This window comes from Pseudoalteromonas sp. XI10 (genome assembly GCF_001469895.1).
In the GTDB taxonomy this organism is placed as follows: domain Bacteria; phylum Pseudomonadota; class Gammaproteobacteria; order Enterobacterales; family Alteromonadaceae; genus Pseudoalteromonas.
This window is the reverse complement of record NZ_LOPY01000051.1, coordinates 64965-82105: the sequence shown is the minus strand read 5'-3', so window position 1 is coordinate 82105 and position 17141 is coordinate 64965. Positions and strand designations below refer to the sequence as shown.

Sequence of the window (17141 nt, the reverse complement as noted above, 5' to 3'; positions counted from 1 at the left end):
GCAAGGAGAGTTTTTTGAGTTTTAAGCGAGCGTGTGTTGGGTTGCTAGGTATCGTGCTAAGCATGGTGCTGTTGGCTTATCTGTTCAGATTACCTCTGACATCGTGGTATTTAACGCCTATGCTCAGTAAAAATGGCGCTGAGCTTCACTGCATTGATTGGTCATTGACTCGCCAGCTTGATTTGAATATCGAGAAATTATGCTTAACCTACCAAGGGCAGCAAATTGAGTTAGCAGGCATTATTGCGAACAAGCAACAGGTTAGTGTTTCTCGAGCCAATCTTATAATTAGCAATCAGACTAATAATCAACAACCTGACACTTCACAAACTGAATTTAAAAAGCTTGCCTTGGTATTACCCGAGCAAAGACCGCTAATAAGCATTCAGCAGCTTGACGTAGTCTCACCGTTTACCAAAAACCCTGTTAGGCTGGCGATACAAGAAAAACGTCTAAATCATTTTACGATTTCACGGGATCTCAATGCTGACGTTGTAATATCTAATTATGAAGTCAAAGCCAACATCACGTTTGATGAGCAAGTGGCAGAGCGGTTCGTAACATTGCCAACAAACAGCCATTTTACCACTCAGTCACAGATTAAGTTTGATGGAATTACAGTTGCAATTGAAAGCTCAATTAATGCAAGTTATCAGCATGCAATAAAGCAGTGCGACCTAGGCTTTAACACTGAAGGGCAATTGAGTGCTAAGTATCAATTAAATCAACAGCATTTATACGCGGATTTATCAGCTTTACAAAATCAGCTTAGCGCAAACCGAGATTGCTTAAACTCCATAGCAGATCAACAGCATCAATCATTTATTGAAGCCCAGTTACCGCTTACTTGGCAGTTACACTTTGAAAAACCAGTTATTGTAGAAGATAAAAATCTATCAGCCCCAATCGTAAAGCTGCAAGCTACAGAAGGGCTAAGTGAGGTGGCAGTCAGTAATACGAGCCTTTCTTTGCTGGATCCGCTCGCATCACTTAATAGCCAAGTTAGCATTGATTTTAATAGTAAAGATATAGATGAGCTTAAACTCAATGCGCATTTGCATGAAAGCAGCGTTAGCGCTGATTTTCAACTTTCAATGGAGTCATTACCTGGATTTTTAGACTTTCAGGCTGACGCTGCTCTGGTTGAGGGTATTGGGGCTAAAGGAAAGCTAGATATCGATGAGTTATTTACTAGTCCTACAGCTAAACTGAATACCAATATCAGTGCTAAAAATGCGCTAATATCGGGTGCACAGATAGCTGATTTTAGCAGCGCGATTGACGCTGAGTATAATGCCCAGCAGCACCTTGTTGTTAAAGCCAATAGCAAGGTTAAATCATTAAATTATGATGATATTAGCGCAGTAAAAATAAGTAATGAGCTAACCCTTAGTACAGACCTCAGTGTGGGAGAATTATTTGCTGATATTGATGCCAAAACCACCGCCGCTAAATTATCAACACCAGAGCTTAGCTTAAATAAGTTGTCTGTCGTTACAAAGGCTCTTCAAAGCCGCGCCTTGCAGGCAACGCATCATGTATTTGCAGATGGCTTTGAAGCGCTTGTTAGTCATCATATGTCTGAGGTTGCACACCCATTTGAACTGGTGATACCAGAGCAAGCCGTATCCAAACTTAACCCAATAATTGCTCAGTTTGAGCCGCTTGCTACAGTCACCGATGGAGTCGTTTCGGGCAATATAAAAGGGGATGTAAATCTTCAACAAGCAAAGGGTAATTTGCAGATAGATAAACTTAGTGCGCTTTATAATGATTATCTAGCGAATGATTTTGCAGTGAATTTGAACGGCACGTTTAATTCAGGCCAGCTTAATATTACAGCGACTAAATTTACACTCAATGAATTGCGCGCAGGTGCCGTGGTCAAAAATATACAAGGTCAGTTGCAGGTAACGGCTAATCAGCCTTGCGCAGCTAATCTAACTGGTCAGGTTATGGGAGGCGCATTTGTGGTGAATAAGTACTGCCCACTCAGTGATAACCAAACCGCGACTGTTAAATTTGAAAATATTGATGCCAGTAAATTGGTCACCCTTGATGCTGAGTCTGGCATTAGCTTAAGCGGGCGCTTAGCAGGCACCTTACCTGTTGTTATAAGCAAACAGGGGATAGAGGTAAAGCAAGGGCAGCTAGTTAATCAAGGTGATGGTAAATTACTGATTTCCAATAACGCAGGTTTTGAAGCTGTAAAAGCGCAGCAACAAGAGCTGAGCACCACGCTGAGTTTACTTGAGAATTTAGATATTAAAAAACTACGCAGCAGTGTTAACCTCAAACCGGATGGATGGTTGCATTTAGGTGTTAATTTAGAGGGTTATAATGAAGCGCAGCAGCAAGCAGTGAACTTTAATTATAACCATGAAGAGAATGTATTTACCTTGCTTAGAGCGCTGCGTTTAAGTGATGAAATTACTCAAAAAGTTGAGAAAGAGTATGCAAAAAAAGGAAGCAATGATGGCTAAATGGTTAGTAATGCTGACGGCAGTAGGCATGCTGAGTGCCTGTACCCACCGTGTTGAGGTGGCAGCAAAAGAGCCGATTACAATCAACTTAAATGTAAAAGTTGACCATGAGATCCGCGTAAAAGTGGATAAAGAACTTGATACCTTATTCAGTGATGACAGCGAATTATTCTAAGGAGCACACATGCGTAAATTACAACTTAAAAAACTAAATGTGATCACCTTGATCAGTGCTGTTTGTTTATCCTTCTCTGCTTGGGCTATCAGCCTTGATGATGCAAAGAGCCAAGGCTTAGTAGGTGAAGACAGCTCAGGCTATTTAGGTTTAGTGGTTAATAATAGCGAAGCAAAAGCGGTCGTTGATGAAATTAATGCAAAGCGTAAAGAGCAATATTTAAAACTTGCGAAAAAGAATAACCTTTCGTTAGCGCAAGTTGAAGCCCTTGCAGCTGCTAAAACTATCGAAAAAACTAAGCCGGGTCACTACATTGAAGTGAACGGTGAGTGGGTAAAAAAATAACTCACTAAATTTAATAGCTATAAAAAATAAAAAGCCAGCATTGCTGGCTTTTTATCTATTGAACGCCGGCAGGTGTTAGCACTTATCGATGCAGTTTTGCAGCAGCTGCTGCCAAAAGTCGATGCCTTTGCGTCTAGCTAGTTTAATGTTGTGCTCTGGGATCGATTCAGGTTCATCGTAGCTTTCTAACGCTTCACTCATGCTGGCTTCACGGATCAAATGCAGTGTTGGGTAAGGTGCACGATTCGTATAGTTTGCAGCATCGCTGTCATCGCTATCAGCAAACACATAGTCAGGATGAAAGTTGGCTATTTGATACTTACCTTCATAGCCTTGCGCAGCTAAAAGCGCATTGGCTAAATCGACTAAATCTAAGAACTCTTCAAAATCCTTAAAGCCTTGCTCAAACATTAACAAAGTGGTTTCGCGCTCTGCTTGTTGGTCTAACGCGCTACATTGCTCAAGCATATCCATTACTGCATCATCAAGAGTAGTAGACTGACTGATTTGATAATGAATGCAATTGCTTTCAACTTCTTTACGGGCAAACGGGCAGAAATTGTATTTTACGATTACGCTTGATACCCATTCGCGCATTTGTATTTCTGGGCGATTCATCGCTTGCTTTGAAGTCACATTATTTCTCTATTCTATTTTACTTATCTATCTTACTTTTCTAAGTAATGCTCAATTAAATTAACCGTTTTACTGATGGCGCCTTGATTGTTAGCAACGCATTTCGCAGCTTGTTGACCGAGCTTAATCGTCTCTTGTACATCAGTGCTCAAAGCGATAAGTGTGTCAGCAAGGTGATTCTCATCGGTAACGGTTTTAGCTCCTTGAGCACTAATCAGCTCAGGGTAAATGTGGTCAAAGTTATAGGTATGAGGACCTGCTAATACGCCAACAGAAAACGCTGCTGACTCTAACGGGTTATGGCCGCCTCGCTCGATTAAACTACCGCCAACATAGCTGATGTTTGCCACACCATATAAGCATTGTAACTCACCTAACGTATCAGCTAACACAACTTGTTGGTTGTTATAGTTATCTTCACTGCGACGACTAAAGCTCAAATTTGAGCTTTTTAAAACTTCAGCGACTTTGTCAAATTGCTCTGGGTGACGTGGAGCAATAATCAAAAGAGCGTTAGGTAACGCTTTTAACAGCTTTTCATGAGCAGTTAAAATAAGCTCGTGTTCAATAGGGTGAGTAGAGCCTGCAACCCAGATAAAGCGCTCGTTGTTATATTGGTTTTTAAGTGCTGCGACTTTATTTAATTGCTCTTCTGTAGGCGTGATATCAAATTTAATTGAGCCAAATACGCGTGCCTTTTCAGGCATTAAGCCAAGTTCAATAAAACGCTTGGCATCATCTTGATTATGACTAGCAAGGTCGCTAATTGATTGCATTATCACTTTAGTTAAAGGCATTACCTTTTGGTAGCCTTGTTGTGATTTAGCTGAAAGTCGGGCATTTAAAACAAGTACTTTTGTGCCGGTGTTGTTGCTTTGCGCCATAAGGTTTGGCCAAAGCTCAGTTTCTAAAATACACAGTACCTTTGGCTGGATTCGTTTTAAAAATCGATTGGTAGCGAAGAAAAAATCAATCGGTAAATAACAGCAGCTAACCGCATCTTTAAAGTTATTTTTTATCTGTTCGCGACCCGTTGGGGTATTACAGGTTACTAAAATAGTAAGTGCAGGGTTTTCTGATTGAACGGCCTTAATAAGCGGCGTTGCTGCTAACACTTCCCCTACAGAGGCACAATGAAAAACAACATCGTGATGCGATAAGTTAGAAAAGCCAAAGCGCTCAGCAAAATGCTCACGGTAACCCTTATTCTTTTTGCCACGTAAAACATAAAGGTAAAAAACAACCAGTGGGCTTAGTAGGTATAAAAGTAAAGAGTATAAAATGCGCGCCATAATTTTTAATATATAGAGTTTTAGGGTAGTTTAACGCTAATCGAGCTGTTGCCAATAGTTAGTCTACATATAACTGTAATTATCCAGTCGATATTCATAAAAGTACGATAAACTGAACACAAAGAAATAAATCTGTGGAATAATAACATTATTACTCCTGCCAAAGTTTGTTCCAAAGAGGGATATTCATGCCTGAATTAGATTCTGTAGCAGCAAGCTACTTAGAAAGTTTGAACCGCCATCAAATGTTATTTGAAACGATGGATACATATCACCCAGAAGTGATGCAATTACTTGAAGTATGTCACAGCGCTTTACAAGCTGGTGGTAAGGTAATTTGGTTTGGTAATGGCGGTAGTGCGGCTGATGCACAGCATTTAGCTGCTGAGTTTGTCGTACGTTACAAATTGGAGCGCGGTCCACTTGCTTCTATCGCATTGACAACAGATACTTCAATTTTAACCGCTCACAGTAACGACTATCATTTTGATACTGTTTTTGAGCGCCAAGTGCAGGCGTTATGTAAACCTGAAGATTTAGTGATTGGCTTAACCACCTCTGGTACTAGCCCTAACATCAACCTCGCACTGGCTGCAGCAAATGAAATTGGCGCCTTTACAGTCGCATTAACAGGCCGAGATGGCGGTAAAGTAAAAGATATCGCTAAGTTACCTATTATCATTAAAAATGATGAAACAGCGCGTATCCAAGAGGCGCATATGTTCATCGGACATTGGCTATGCGAAGCCATCGATATGGTTGTAGCGGAGCAAAAGTAATGGATTTAGCGTTACTAAAAAACCTTTCAAAGGCACGTATTTTGGTCGTTGGTGATGTCATGCTAGATAGATATTGGCATGGCGATTCAGGGCGTATTTCGCCTGAAGCCCCAGTCCCTGTTGTAAAAGTCAGTAAGTTTGAAGACAAAGCCGGTGGTGCTGCAAACGTCGCAAAAAATATTGCTCGTTTAGATGGTAAAGTGGGCCTACTAGGCTTAGTTGGTGAAGACGAAAGCGGGCAAATCCTCGAAACAATTTTAAGTTCAGAGAAAATTGACTCGCAACTAGTGAGTGTTTGCGATTTACCGACTATTTCTAAAATGCGAGTAATCAGCCGTCATCAGCAAGTTGTTCGTTTAGACCTTGAAGAGAGCTTTACTGAGCAACACAGTCAATTGTTATTAAACCGTTTAGAGCTGGTTTTAGATGACTATGATTTTGTGTTGTTTTCTGATTACAACAAAGGCTCACTGAGCTTAATTCAACAAATGGTTCAGGTTGCAAAGAAAGCGGGTAAAACGGTTCTTATTGATCCTAAATCATCTGATTTAAGCTTATACCGTGGCGCTGATTATATAACACCTAACTTAAACGAATTTAAACTTGCTGGTGGTAAAACTGACTCTGAGCAAAGCTTAACCCAAAGCGCTCGTGATCTAATCACTGAAGCAGGCATCGCTGCTATGTTGTTAACTCGCTCAGAGCAGGGCATGTCGTTAATTAGCCAAGCAGAAAAACATGATTTTGCAGCCCAACAGCTTGAAGTCAGCGATGTTACTGGTGCAGGTGATACTGTAATTGCAACATTGGCCGTGATGCTTGGTGCGGGTATGGCTGCAAAAGATGCGGTTGAAATTGCCAATCTTGCTGCCGGAATTGCGGTGAGTAAACTGGGTGCCGCAACCGTGTCACCAGAAGAGTTGAGCCGTAAGCTTGGTCAATATTTGCAGCAAACTGGCGAGCATTACCAAACGCCGTTTGAAGATGTGCTTCAGCACATTGAGTTTGCTAAACAAAATGGTGAAAAAATAGTGTTCACTAATGGCTGCTTTGATATTCTTCACGCAGGCCATGTGCGCTACCTTGCTCAAGCAAAAGCACGAGGTGACAGGCTGGTTGTTGGCTTAAATAATGATGAATCAATCTCTCGTTTAAAAGGCCCAGAAAGACCAATTAACCCACTGGATGAACGTGCCATGGTATTAAGTGCGCTTGCGTCAGTTGATTGGGTTATTCCATTTGGCAGCATTGAAGAAAATGACACGCCAGCTAAGCTTATTGAGCAAATTAGCCCTGATGTACTAGTAAAAGGCGGCGATTACACCGTTGACCAAATTGCCGGTGCCGATCATGTATTACGCCATGGCGGAAAAGTCGAAGTGCTTGAGTTTCTTAATGGTTGCTCAACATCAAACGTAATTAGCAAAATCAAAAGTTAATAAAAAAGCCAACATGTGTTGGCTTTTTTGATTCTAAAAGTTCATTTCATATTTCATAAATGCGGAGGTTTCAGTGTCTGATTCCTCCATTGATTTATTCTTAGCAGCCAGAGCACCGAAAGAGATTCTTCCTTGTAATGCTAACATTCTGTAGCGCAGTTCTAGTTGTGTGCTATCAATGGCATTTTTAGTGATTGTATGCCCTAAATCTGGGTTGCTAGGGTAAAGATCTACATTGTCGTTGTTGTAATCAACTTGGCGCAGTTTAACCTGCCAATCGTTGCCATTTCTATGTTGCCCAAGAACTGTAAGTACAAGGGATTCTGTGTCGTTATCAAATGTAGAGCCTATCGTTCTTCCTTGGTAGCGATAACCAGAATTATATTTACCATGCTCGTAATAGCAGTTATTGAAGATTTCAGCACCAGGCACAGATTCATCACCAGAGCATGAAACCACAGTATCAATGTATTCAATGTTTACTTTGATATTTTGCTCTGCAAATGGAATTGTTGTTTCTACACCTGCTAAATACGCTCTGTCTGCGGGTTTAAAGTAGCTACTAGCGTCTTCGCCAATCGTACTTACATAAATAGCGTACGGGTATGAATAGAGAGTATCTGACCAGCGTAAATCAATACCTGCCAGTTGGTTGCCTAATTTTGACTTTTCAGCTTCAGTACAGTCTTGCGAACCATCGGGACAAGTACTTTTACCTGTAACCATATCAAAAAATTCAGAGATAGATTGGGGTTCACCATCCCCGCCCCATTGTGCAGACCAGCTTAGAGCAACTTCAAGTTGCTGAATTGGCCTAAAGTTCACTCGGCTACTCCAAAGTAGCGCATCAGGGACTGCTCGGGTTGATTCAAGCTTAGCCATTTGAGTTGTTAAGCTCCAAGGACCAATCCAACTCAACCAAGCTGATTCAAAAGCGGTGGCTTTTTCACGACTAATGCTGAAAGCTTGTAAAGGTTTACTATTCGCTGTGAGAATTAAACTGTTGTCAACACCAGGTCCCCAGAATTGTTCAACTGCACCTGCACGAAATACCCAGTTGCCAATTTTATAGGCAAGGTAACTATGGTCAAAAGTAATATCATCACAGTCAGTAAGCGCTTGATGATCTTCAGCTATGTCTGATTGTTCCATGCCCTCTAGATAGCATTTTCGACCATCAGAACGATAATTAACTGCTAGTTTACCAGCTAAACTTTCACCTAAATAACTATAAGCGACGGTCGCTTCTGATTTTTGTGTGTTGGTGGCGCCAAAACTCGTGGCTGGTAATGTATCTGTTGATAGAAAAACTTCAGTATGGAAATTGTGCTGTTCGGTATTTTCGGCTTTATATCTGTGTTGTACTCGAAGTAAAGCATCTTGAACAAAACTAGGTAATTGCTCTAGTGTGGTGTCATTTAATTCATCAATAAAGCTATTCCACATTAGCGGGTATGTAGTTACAGGGGCTTTAATCACTCCTGTATCCGCTAATAATTGAATGTCGGCTCGTAAGCCATAGTCGTCTGGTTTAACCCAAGGTTCAGCAGCTAGAGGTAGACTAAGTGCGCTAGCAAGAGCGAGTAATAAAAGTGTTTTTTTAGGCAATGCTTAATTCTCGGTTAGTTTTTTGGGACTAGAAGTCTACCAACCCTACATGATGATTGCAGTAAATAATTCACAACGAGCAATTCGTCTAGGTATCGTAAAAGGAACTCAATTTGATGTATAATCTGGCAAATTTTATAATTTAAAGTGTAATGGAAAAAAAACGCCTTTTATTTATCCCCGTGTCATCATCTGAAGGAATAGGTGAATACATGCGTTCGTTATCATTTGCTCATTATTTAAATGAGTGTTTTCCCGATCGTTTAGACATCCACTTTTTATTAAATAAACATACAAATTACGCTTTTGATTGCCCATTTGATACAACACTCATAGAGCAATCAGCGACAAAAGAAACGCGTAAGGTTAATCAATTAATTGAAACATTTAAGCCTAACTTGGTTGTTTTTGATTGTGCCGGTAGAGCAGCCCAAATGAAAACAGCAAAGCGTGCAGGGGCTAAAGTGGTGTTTATTTCACAGCATAATAAAAAAAGAGCGAAAGGCTTAAAGCTAAATCGTTTAAATTTAATAGATAAACATTGGGTTGCGCAACCTGATTATTGTATTGAAAAAATAAGCTTCAGTGAGCGATTAAAGCTTAAGCTCTTTCCTTTGTCACCTCCGGTAAATGTGGGTCCTTTTTTCTCGCAGTCATCAAGTACTGACACGTATCAATTGTTAGCTCAATTTAACCTTACTAATGAAGGTTATTTTTTAGTAAATGCTGGATCAGGTGGGCACGGTGAAAAAACACAGCTATTTGCTGATATTTTTTATCAAGCAGCCAAGAAAATAGCTGCTGAAACAGGTTTGAAAGGTATCGTTGTTTTTGGTTCTAACTACCCAAACGATCTACCTAAAGATGATACCCTGATCATCTTAAAAAGTTTACATGCAAGTAAATTTGTTGGTGTATTAGCACATGCTAATTTTGCAGTGTTATCAGCGGGGGACAGTTTATTACAAGCTATTTCACTCAAAGTCCCCACTGTTGCTGCAGCAATTTCCAAGGACCAACCGAAACGTTTGCAAAACTGTGTGGACAGTAACTTAACTTTAGCCGCTGACCCAACGTTAGACAGTTTAAGTGACGCTGTTAAACGATTACTGGAACCAGCAACTTATCAAGCAACTAAAAACGTTTTGGCGAAAATAAAACCGCATAATGCCAAGAAAGAAATGCTGCAAGGCGTGTCTGAGTTATTGTTTGGGATTTCTAAATGAAGGTTGCCATAGTTATTGATTCTTTGGTTGGCGGTGGGGCTGAGAAAGTGATGCTGACGCTGGCTGGCGAGCTTCTGGCTCAACAACATGAAGTTGTCATTCTTAGTTTAGCGAACTCGATTGAATATACCTTACCATCACAGCTGCATGTTGAATGTTTGTTTGACCATAAGGCAAAAAAAGTTGATAGATTCTGGCAACTAAAGAAAAGCGTACAACATATCGAAAACTGGTTTGCACAATACCAATCTAAAAACGGGGAATTTGATCTCGTTCTATCAAATTTAGATCGTAGTAATAATTTGCTAATTTGTAGTTCTATTAAACATGTTTTCTATGTCATTCATAACTCAATTACGGCTGAGTTAAATAGACAAAAGAAACTTGGACCATTTGCTTATTATTATTTACTGAAAAGTAAAAAGCGCTTGTCAGGACAAAATTTAATTTGTGTTTCTGAAGGTATTGAAAGTGAAATTAAACAGCAAAAGTTGATTAGTCCCCGCAGTATCACAACAATTTTTAACCCGTTCAATATTCAAAGCATAGTCAAAAAAGCGAGTGAAGCTGAGTTAGGATTGCCAAGTGAGCCTTACATTATTCACGTTGGTCGTTTAGCAAAACAAAAAAGACATGATGTTTTATTTTCAGCATTTGCTAATTTAAATACATCCCATAAGCTTGTTTTATTATGTAATAAAGTTAATAAAGCCGCCAAACTTGGTCGCCAGCATGGTATTGAAGATAGGCTTATTTTGCCAGGCTTTCAGCAAAACCCATATGCTTGGATTAAAGGCGCTGATGCTTTGGTACTGAGTTCAGATTATGAAGGATTACCTACTGTTCTCATTGAGGCGCTCATACTGGGTACGCCAGTTGTAAGCACCGATTGTACTCATGGACCAAAAGAAATCTTAACGGGTAGTTTAGCCAAGTATTTGGTTCCTACAAATAACCCTGGGGCTTTAACTCAAGCTATTGAGTCTGTGTTAAACGATAAGCCAGAGGTTGTTGATGCAGAAATACTATCAAAAATACCATCAACAAAAGTCGCTGAAAGTTATTTAGCATTGGCCCAAAATCGATAATTAGTTCAGCAATGCTTGGTAGTCACACACCAGTGACTGCCAATCACTTTGCTGCCAATGCATCACTTCATTACGGCCTTGCTCTTTCGCAAATGAACGGGCAAGGCGCTTAATGTTCTCTGTTTGCCAGCTAGCATGTGGCTGTTTGATTTCACCGCGGTCAAAGTCGATGATAAACACCTTACCTGTATCATCGAACAGTATGTTATTGATGTTTAAATCTGCGTGATAGACGCCATGATTGTGAAACTCGCTGAGAGTGACTGCTATCGCTTTTAGCTCAGACTGGCTAAGTGGGCGCGTGATTAAAATATCTAACACGCTTTTTGCGCCAGTTACAGCTTCGGTAATGATATCGCCGCGATAGATTAAGCCACGAGTGGTCACTTTTGCCGCAATAGGTGTAGGCACATTTAGGCCAAGCTCAATTAAGCGAATCATCAGTGTAAACTCTTTATAAACACGAGTTTGCTTTAAACCAAAATATAAGTACTGATCGCTCAGCAACTTACCTATTAAACCACCACGCCAATAGTGACGCAGAACGCCTGTAAGTTGTTGATGTTTAAAAAACCACGCTGTCGCGCGGCCTTTTTTTGCACCAACGATTTTATCTTGCTGTTGCCAATAATTGGCATCGAACCACTGTTGCGTGAGCTCATCTTTATAAGCTGGGTGACACAAAAGGGTGGTGTTCTGCAGATGCTGAGTTTCAAACATAACAACTTCAAGATTAAATAAAATTAGCGCTATCTTACCGTATTTTTAGCTTTTCGCATAAGTGCTTGCATTAGCATCAAGTTAATTTAAGATCGCATATTATTTGCTGTAGCTAAGGGCGCACGTGACTCAATCAACCTCCTATTCAGATATTTGTATTTTAAGGCTTTCGGCTATTGGTGATGTATGTCATGCCGTATCAGCAGTGCAAGCAATTCAAAAGGCACATCCGAAGGCAAAAATTACCTGGGCGATTGGTAAAGTTGAGGCCATGTTACTGGCTGATTTACCTGGCGTTGAGTTTGTTGTGTTCGATAAAAAGCAGGGCAAACAGGCTTATCAGCAACTAAAAGATACGTTCAAGGGGCGTAAATTTGATGTGCTATTACATATGCAAGTAGCACTCAGAGCGAATCTAGCAGCCCGTTGTATTCCGGCAAAAGTCAAAGTGGGGTTTGATTGGGCGCGCTCAAAAGAGTTACATAGCTTGTTTATTAATAAGCGTATTGCCCCGCAATCAGAGGCGCATGTATTAGAAGGCTTTAAAGGTTTTGCTCAAGCAATAGGGGCCCCTGATTACAAACCTCAATGGCAAATGCCAATTACTGAACAGCACCAACAAGCAGCCGATGCGCTATTAGGCGATGAGCGTTTAGCCGGGCGTATTTTTGTTATCTCGCCTGCGGCAAGTAAAAAAGAACGTAATTGGTTACCAGAGCGTTATGCTGCACTTGCTGAACATGCTCATCAACAAGGCTTTTCGGTGGTTATTACTGGCGGCCCAACCTCTTTAGAGATTGAACTTGCCGAGCAAATTATCGCGCAGAGTTCGGCTCCTGTGCTTAACTTAGTAGGGAAAACTCAACTAAAAGAACTGTTATGTGTTTTGAAACGTGCAGCGTTAGTGTTAGCTCCTGATACTGGGCCTGCACATATGGCTGTAACGGTAGGAACACCTGTTATTGGTTTGTATGCCCACTCAAACCCAAAACGCACAGGGCCTTATTTATACCAAGATTATGTTGTTGAGGTTTATCACCAAAATTTACGTGAGCAAACAGGCAAAACAGCGCAAGAGCTACCTTGGGGAACACGCGTTAAAGGGGCTGATTTAATGACGCAAATAAGTGTTGAAAAGGTGATTTCGATGTTTGACCACGTGGTAGATAAAGAGCAATTGTAATGAGCAAAGTTTTATTTTTAGACCGTGATGGTGTGGTCAATATTGATCATGGCTATGTATACAAACCAGAAGAGTTTGAATTTGTACCCGGTGTATTTGAGGCGTGCAAAGCCTTTACTGATGCGGGCTATAAAATTGTGGTGGTAACTAACCAGTCAGGTATTGGCCGTGGTTATTATTCAGAGCAAGATTTTTACAACCTCACTGAGTGGATGAAGGGCGAGTTTTGCCGCCATGGCGTTACTATTCTTGATGTCTATTTTTGTCCGCATCATCCAAGCAAAGCTGAGCCTGCCTATTTGCAAGAGTGCAACTGTCGCAAGCCTGCTCCGGGTATGCTTTTACAAGCCATTGATGAGCATCAAATCGATCCATCTCAAAGCATTATGGTTGGTGATAAGCTTGGCGACCTTATTGCCGCTGAAAGAGCTAATATCGCTACCCGTGTGTTAGTTCGTTCAGGGCAGAGTTATGCCGAGTCAACAGAGCAACACGCCGATGTAGTCTGTGAGTCTTTAGCTGAGTTACCTGCTTTAGTTTTACAGTCTTAGCAGGTAAGACCAGTTTTATTTCGTAAGCCTTAAGGTCTGCGACGAACTGCAAACAGTGCAATTGTTCGGCTAAGCTTTTACAATAGGCGCAAAATTTAATGTCATGCTAATCATTTCTGGTTAGATACAAGAATATGTGGAGATTACAGATGAGAGCATCTGCGTTTTTTAATCAGTTGCAGCAGCAAATTGATGAAGTGAAAGCTGAAGGCTTATACAAAAGCGAGCGTGTTATCACGTCACAGCAACAGGCTCAAATTGAAGTTGCCTCAGGTGATAAGGTCATTAACTTTTGTGCTAATAACTACCTTGGCTTAGCAAATAGCCCAGAGTTAATTAAAGCAGCTCAACAAGGCCTTGACGATCATGGTTTTGGTGTTGCGTCTGTGCGCTTTATTTGTGGTACTCAAGATATTCATAAAACTTTAGAGCAAAAGATTTCTGAGTTCTTAGAAACAGAAGACACTATTCTTTACTCATCATGTTTTGATGCCAACGCAGGTTTATTCGAAACAATCTTAGGCCCAGATGATGCAATTATCTCTGACGCGCTAAACCACGCTTCGATCATTGACGGTGTGCGTCTTTGTAAAGCTAAGCGTTTCCGCTATGCAAATAACGACATGAGCGACCTTGAAAAACAACTTATTGCTGCTGATGAAGCGGGTGCTAAAACTAAGCTAATCGCCACTGACGGTGTTTTCTCAATGGACGGCGTAATTTGTAATCTAGAAGCGGTTTGTGACCTAGCTGATAAATATGATGCATTAGTGATGGTAGATGACTCTCACGCGGTTGGTTTTGTTGGTGAAAATGGTAAAGGTACGCCAGAGTACTGCGGTGTACTTGATCGTGTTGATATCATCACAGGTACCCTTGGTAAAGCACTTGGTGGTGCATCAGGTGGTTACACTTCAGGTAAAAAAGAAATTGTTGAGTGGTTACGTCAGCGCTCTCGTCCATACCTTTTCTCAAACTCACTTGCACCATCAATTGTTACTGCATCAATTAAAGTACTTGAGATGCTAAGCAATGGCGGCGAGTTACGCGCTAAGCTTTGGGATAACGCAAAGTATTTCCGTGAACAAATGGAAGCAGCAGGATTTACCTGTGCTGGTAAAGACCACGCTATTATCCCTGTCATGTTAGGCGATGCTAAAATTGCCTCAGCCATGGCTGACAAATTACTTGCTGAAGGCATTTACGTAACAGGTTTCTCATTCCCTGTAGTACCTAAAGGCCAAGCACGTATCCGTACGCAAATTTCTGCGGCGCATACAAAAGAGCAATTAGATACCGCTATTGCTGCCTTTACCCGTATTGGTAAAGAAATGGGTGTTATCTAATTTTATTTCCTAAACCGAAGCTTTTGCTTCGGTTTTGTTTAATTGAGTGTAAATCATGAAAGCATTATCTAAATTAAAAGCAGAACCAGGGATCTGGATGACTGATGCGCCAAAACCTGAAGTTGGCCATAACGATCTGCTTATTAAAATCCGCAAAACAGCAATTTGTGGAACAGATGTCCATATTTATAAATGGGATGAGTGGGCACAAAATACAATTCCTACGCCAATGGTTGTTGGTCACGAGTATGTAGGTGAAGTGGTTGATATGGGTCAGGAAGTACGTGGTTTCCAAGTGGGGGACCGTGTTTCTGGCGAAGGTCATATTACCTGTGGTCACTGTCGTAACTGTCGCGCTGGTCGTGTGCACTTATGCCGTAATACAACAGGCGTAGGTGTTAACCGTGAAGGTGCATTTGCTGAATACCTTGTGATCCCAGCTTTCAACGCATTTAAAATTCCAGATAACATTCCTGATGAACTAGCATCAATCTTTGACCCATTCGGTAATGCAGTACACACAGCGTTGTCGTTTGACTTAGTAGGTGAAGACGTATTAATCACAGGTGCTGGCCCTATTGGTATCATGGCTGCTGCTGTTGCCAAACATGTTGGTGCACGTCATGTGGTTATCACTGATGTGAACGAATACCGCTTAGATTTAGCACGTAAAATGGGCGCGACTCGTGCTGTAAACGTAGCAACTGAAAAGCTTGAAGATGTAATGAAAGAGCTTGGCATGACCGAAGGCTTTGATATTGGTCTTGAAATGTCAGGTGTGCCAGTTGCATTTAACAGCATGCTAAACAACATGAATCACGGCGGTAAAATTGCCATGTTAGGTATTCCACCTTCAGATATGGCGGTTGATTGGAACCAGGTTATTTTCAAAGGTCTAATTATTAAAGGTATTTACGGCCGTGAAATGTTTGAAACTTGGTACAAGATGGCGAGTCTAATTCAGTCAGGTCTTGATCTGAAACCAATTATCACTCACCAGTTCTCCGTGGATGACTTCCAAGCAGGCTTTGATACAATGATTTCAGGCCAATCAGGTAAAGTAATCCTCAACTGGGATTAACACCGAGTAATTTGATAAGGCGGCTTTGGCCGCCTTTTTAGTTTAGAGAGTACTATGTCGTATAAACATATTTCAGTGAGCGAAACATTTGCGCTGTTAGATAAAGAAGAGGTTGTGATTGCTGATATTCGCGATCCTAACTCATTTCAAACTGGACATATCCCAGGCGCTGAGCATTTATCAAATGCTAATATCAGCGAATTTATGATGCATAAAGAGTTTGATCAGCCAATCATCATCGTTTGCTATCATGGTGTGAGTTCTCAAGGTGCTGCGAGCTATTTAGTAGAGCAGGGGTTTGAAGACGTATACAGCATGGATGGTGGCTTTACAGCTTGGCAGACACAACTTCCGGAGCACATTGAACGATGATTGAGTTGGGTAGCATAAATAATCCTCGCGCCGCACAAGGCTTTATAGATTACATCAAAAGTAAGGGCTTACATGGAGAGCTGCGCTCTCAAGATGGACAAACTGTGATTATTTGTGTTGCTCCAGAGCACTTTCATCAAGCTCAACCTCTTTGGCAAGAGTTTGCAGCTAACCCTCATGACGAAAAATACCAACAAGCTTCATGGCAGGTAGGCAGTACACAATCGCCTCTGTCATATCAAGGGCAATCCCTTAATTTAAAAGCCCGTTTTAAAACATTAAGCTGGCTAAACCGTACGGTTACTTTAGTCTCTATAGCTATATATGTGGCCTTTTTATTAGGTGGTTTTGAAACTATTTACAGTATGTTGCAGTTTAATCCTGCACAGCCTCTAACTTGGTTTACACCTGCCATTGTGCACTTTAGCGCTGTTCATCTTATTTTTAATTTGATCTGGTGGATGACGCTGGGTAACGATATAGAAAAACGTAGCGGTAAATTAACCTTAGTGGGTTTATTTTTAGTGACGGCACTTATTAGCAGTTGGGCACAGTTTTTACTTGTAGGGCCTAACTTTGGTGGTCTAAGCGGCGTTGTGTATGGCTTACTTGGTTTTTGCTGGATTTATAGCGTAATGAGGCCAACAGAGCCGCCACTAGTGAGTAATAGCATTGTTGGTTTTATGCTGGTTTGGCTTATTCTGGGCTTTGTAGATATGTTGCCTGTGAGTATGGCGAACTGGGCGCATTTAGCGGGGTTACTAGCTGGTATGGCTTATGCCGTGTCAGACAAGCTGTTATCGCGTAAATAAAAATG

The 17141-nt window shown here is 41.1% G+C and carries 17 protein-coding genes; 13 read left to right on the top strand and 4 right to left on the bottom strand.

Annotated features, from left to right (window positions below; translation table 11 throughout):
• Positions 1-14: 14 nt before the first annotated feature.
• The 3 genes from AUR67_RS14635 to AUR67_RS14625 are packed head-to-tail and all read left to right on the top strand — an operon-like array spanning position 15 to position 3003.
• Positions 15-2483 carry an intermembrane phospholipid transport protein YdbH family protein gene (locus AUR67_RS14635; RefSeq protein WP_058585838.1) on the top strand — a complete coding sequence of 823 codons (2469 nt, stop codon included), beginning with the start codon at positions 15-17 and terminating at the stop codon, positions 2481-2483.
• The gene (locus AUR67_RS14630) at positions 2476-2658 is read left to right on the top strand and encodes a YnbE family lipoprotein (RefSeq protein WP_054551055.1); all 183 of its coding nucleotides are present in this window, start codon (positions 2476-2478) and stop codon (positions 2656-2658) included. Before AUR67_RS14635 ends, AUR67_RS14630 begins: the two co-directional genes overlap by 8 nt.
• A gap of 9 nt (positions 2659-2667) precedes the next feature.
• Positions 2668-3003 (top strand): YdbL family protein, encoded by a 336-nt coding sequence (locus AUR67_RS14625; protein ID WP_054551056.1) that lies wholly within the window; start codon positions 2668-2670, stop codon positions 3001-3003.
• A 75-nt stretch (positions 3004-3078) separates the two neighbouring features.
• Here AUR67_RS14625 and AUR67_RS14620 read toward each other — a convergent pair whose 3' ends face one another.
• Both AUR67_RS14620 and waaA read right to left on the bottom strand, forming a co-directional pair.
• Positions 3079-3621, bottom strand: a complete 543-nt coding sequence (locus tag AUR67_RS14620; RefSeq protein WP_058585980.1) for a DUF1415 domain-containing protein — start codon at positions 3619-3621, stop codon at positions 3079-3081.
• Between the two features lie 50 nt (positions 3622-3671).
• The gene (gene waaA, locus AUR67_RS14615; protein WP_058585837.1) at positions 3672-4931 is read right to left on the bottom strand and encodes a lipid IV(A) 3-deoxy-D-manno-octulosonic acid transferase; all 1260 of its coding nucleotides are present in this window, start codon (positions 4929-4931) and stop codon (positions 3672-3674) included.
• A gap of 188 nt (positions 4932-5119) precedes the next feature.
• Here waaA and AUR67_RS14610 point away from each other — a divergent pair, with 188 nt between their 5' ends.
• Both AUR67_RS14610 and hldE read left to right on the top strand, forming a co-directional pair.
• Positions 5120-5710: an SIS domain-containing protein gene (locus tag AUR67_RS14610; RefSeq protein ID WP_058585836.1), complete on the top strand. Its 591-nt coding sequence runs from the start codon at positions 5120-5122 to the stop codon at positions 5708-5710.
• Positions 5710-7149, top strand: coding sequence for a bifunctional D-glycero-beta-D-manno-heptose-7-phosphate kinase/D-glycero-beta-D-manno-heptose 1-phosphate adenylyltransferase HldE (gene hldE / locus AUR67_RS14605; RefSeq protein ID WP_058585835.1), 1440 nt, complete (start codon positions 5710-5712; stop codon positions 7147-7149). Before AUR67_RS14610 ends, hldE begins: the two co-directional genes overlap by 1 nt.
• Positions 7150-7182: 33 nt before the next feature.
• On the opposite strand, the gene AUR67_RS14600 is transcribed toward hldE, so the two are convergent.
• Complete coding sequence (locus AUR67_RS14600) at positions 7183-8757, bottom strand: capsule assembly Wzi family protein (RefSeq protein ID WP_058585834.1); 1575 nt, start codon at positions 8755-8757, stop codon at positions 7183-7185.
• Positions 8758-8969: 212 nt separating this feature from the next.
• Between AUR67_RS14600 and AUR67_RS14595 the strand changes: the two genes are divergently transcribed.
• Together AUR67_RS14595 and AUR67_RS14590 are read left to right on the top strand one after the other, a co-directional pair.
• Positions 8970-9983, top strand: a complete 1014-nt coding sequence (locus AUR67_RS14595; RefSeq protein WP_235591846.1) for a glycosyltransferase family 1 protein — start codon at positions 8970-8972, stop codon at positions 9981-9983.
• Positions 9980-11071 carry a glycosyltransferase gene (locus AUR67_RS14590; protein WP_058585832.1) on the top strand — a complete coding sequence of 364 codons (1092 nt, stop codon included), beginning with the start codon at positions 9980-9982 and terminating at the stop codon, positions 11069-11071. The genes AUR67_RS14595 and AUR67_RS14590 overlap by 4 nt, the downstream gene beginning before the upstream one ends.
• Here the strand turns inward: AUR67_RS14590 and AUR67_RS14585 are convergent, their stop codons facing one another.
• Positions 11072-11791, bottom strand: coding sequence for a 3-deoxy-D-manno-octulosonic acid kinase (locus tag AUR67_RS14585; protein WP_058585831.1), 720 nt, complete (start codon positions 11789-11791; stop codon positions 11072-11074).
• A gap of 124 nt (positions 11792-11915) precedes the next feature.
• Between AUR67_RS14585 and AUR67_RS14580 the strand changes: the two genes are divergently transcribed.
• The 6 genes from AUR67_RS14580 to glpG all read left to right on the top strand — a co-directional run bounded on the left by AUR67_RS14580 (position 11916) and on the right by glpG (position 17136).
• Positions 11916-12974, top strand: a complete 1059-nt coding sequence (locus tag AUR67_RS14580) for a glycosyltransferase family 9 protein (RefSeq protein ID WP_058585830.1) — start codon at positions 11916-11918, stop codon at positions 12972-12974.
• The gene (gene gmhB / locus AUR67_RS14575; protein ID WP_058585829.1) at positions 12974-13525 is read left to right on the top strand and encodes a D-glycero-beta-D-manno-heptose 1,7-bisphosphate 7-phosphatase; all 552 of its coding nucleotides are present in this window, start codon (positions 12974-12976) and stop codon (positions 13523-13525) included. The genes AUR67_RS14580 and gmhB overlap by 1 nt, the downstream gene beginning before the upstream one ends.
• A 149-nt stretch (positions 13526-13674) precedes the next feature.
• Positions 13675-14871 (top strand): glycine C-acetyltransferase, encoded by a 1197-nt coding sequence (locus AUR67_RS14570; protein ID WP_058585828.1) that lies wholly within the window; start codon positions 13675-13677, stop codon positions 14869-14871.
• A gap of 55 nt (positions 14872-14926) precedes the next feature.
• The gene (gene tdh, locus AUR67_RS14565; protein ID WP_054551064.1) at positions 14927-15952 is read left to right on the top strand and encodes an L-threonine 3-dehydrogenase; all 1026 of its coding nucleotides are present in this window, start codon (positions 14927-14929) and stop codon (positions 15950-15952) included.
• A gap of 54 nt (positions 15953-16006) precedes the next feature.
• On the top strand, positions 16007-16324 hold the full coding sequence (gene glpE, locus AUR67_RS14560) for a thiosulfate sulfurtransferase GlpE (RefSeq protein WP_054560963.1): 318 nt from the start codon (positions 16007-16009) through the stop codon (positions 16322-16324).
• Complete coding sequence (gene glpG, locus AUR67_RS14555) at positions 16321-17136, top strand: rhomboid family intramembrane serine protease GlpG (protein WP_058585827.1); 816 nt, start codon at positions 16321-16323, stop codon at positions 17134-17136. The genes glpE and glpG overlap by 4 nt, the downstream gene beginning before the upstream one ends.
• The last annotated feature ends 5 nt before the right edge of the window (positions 17137-17141 follow it).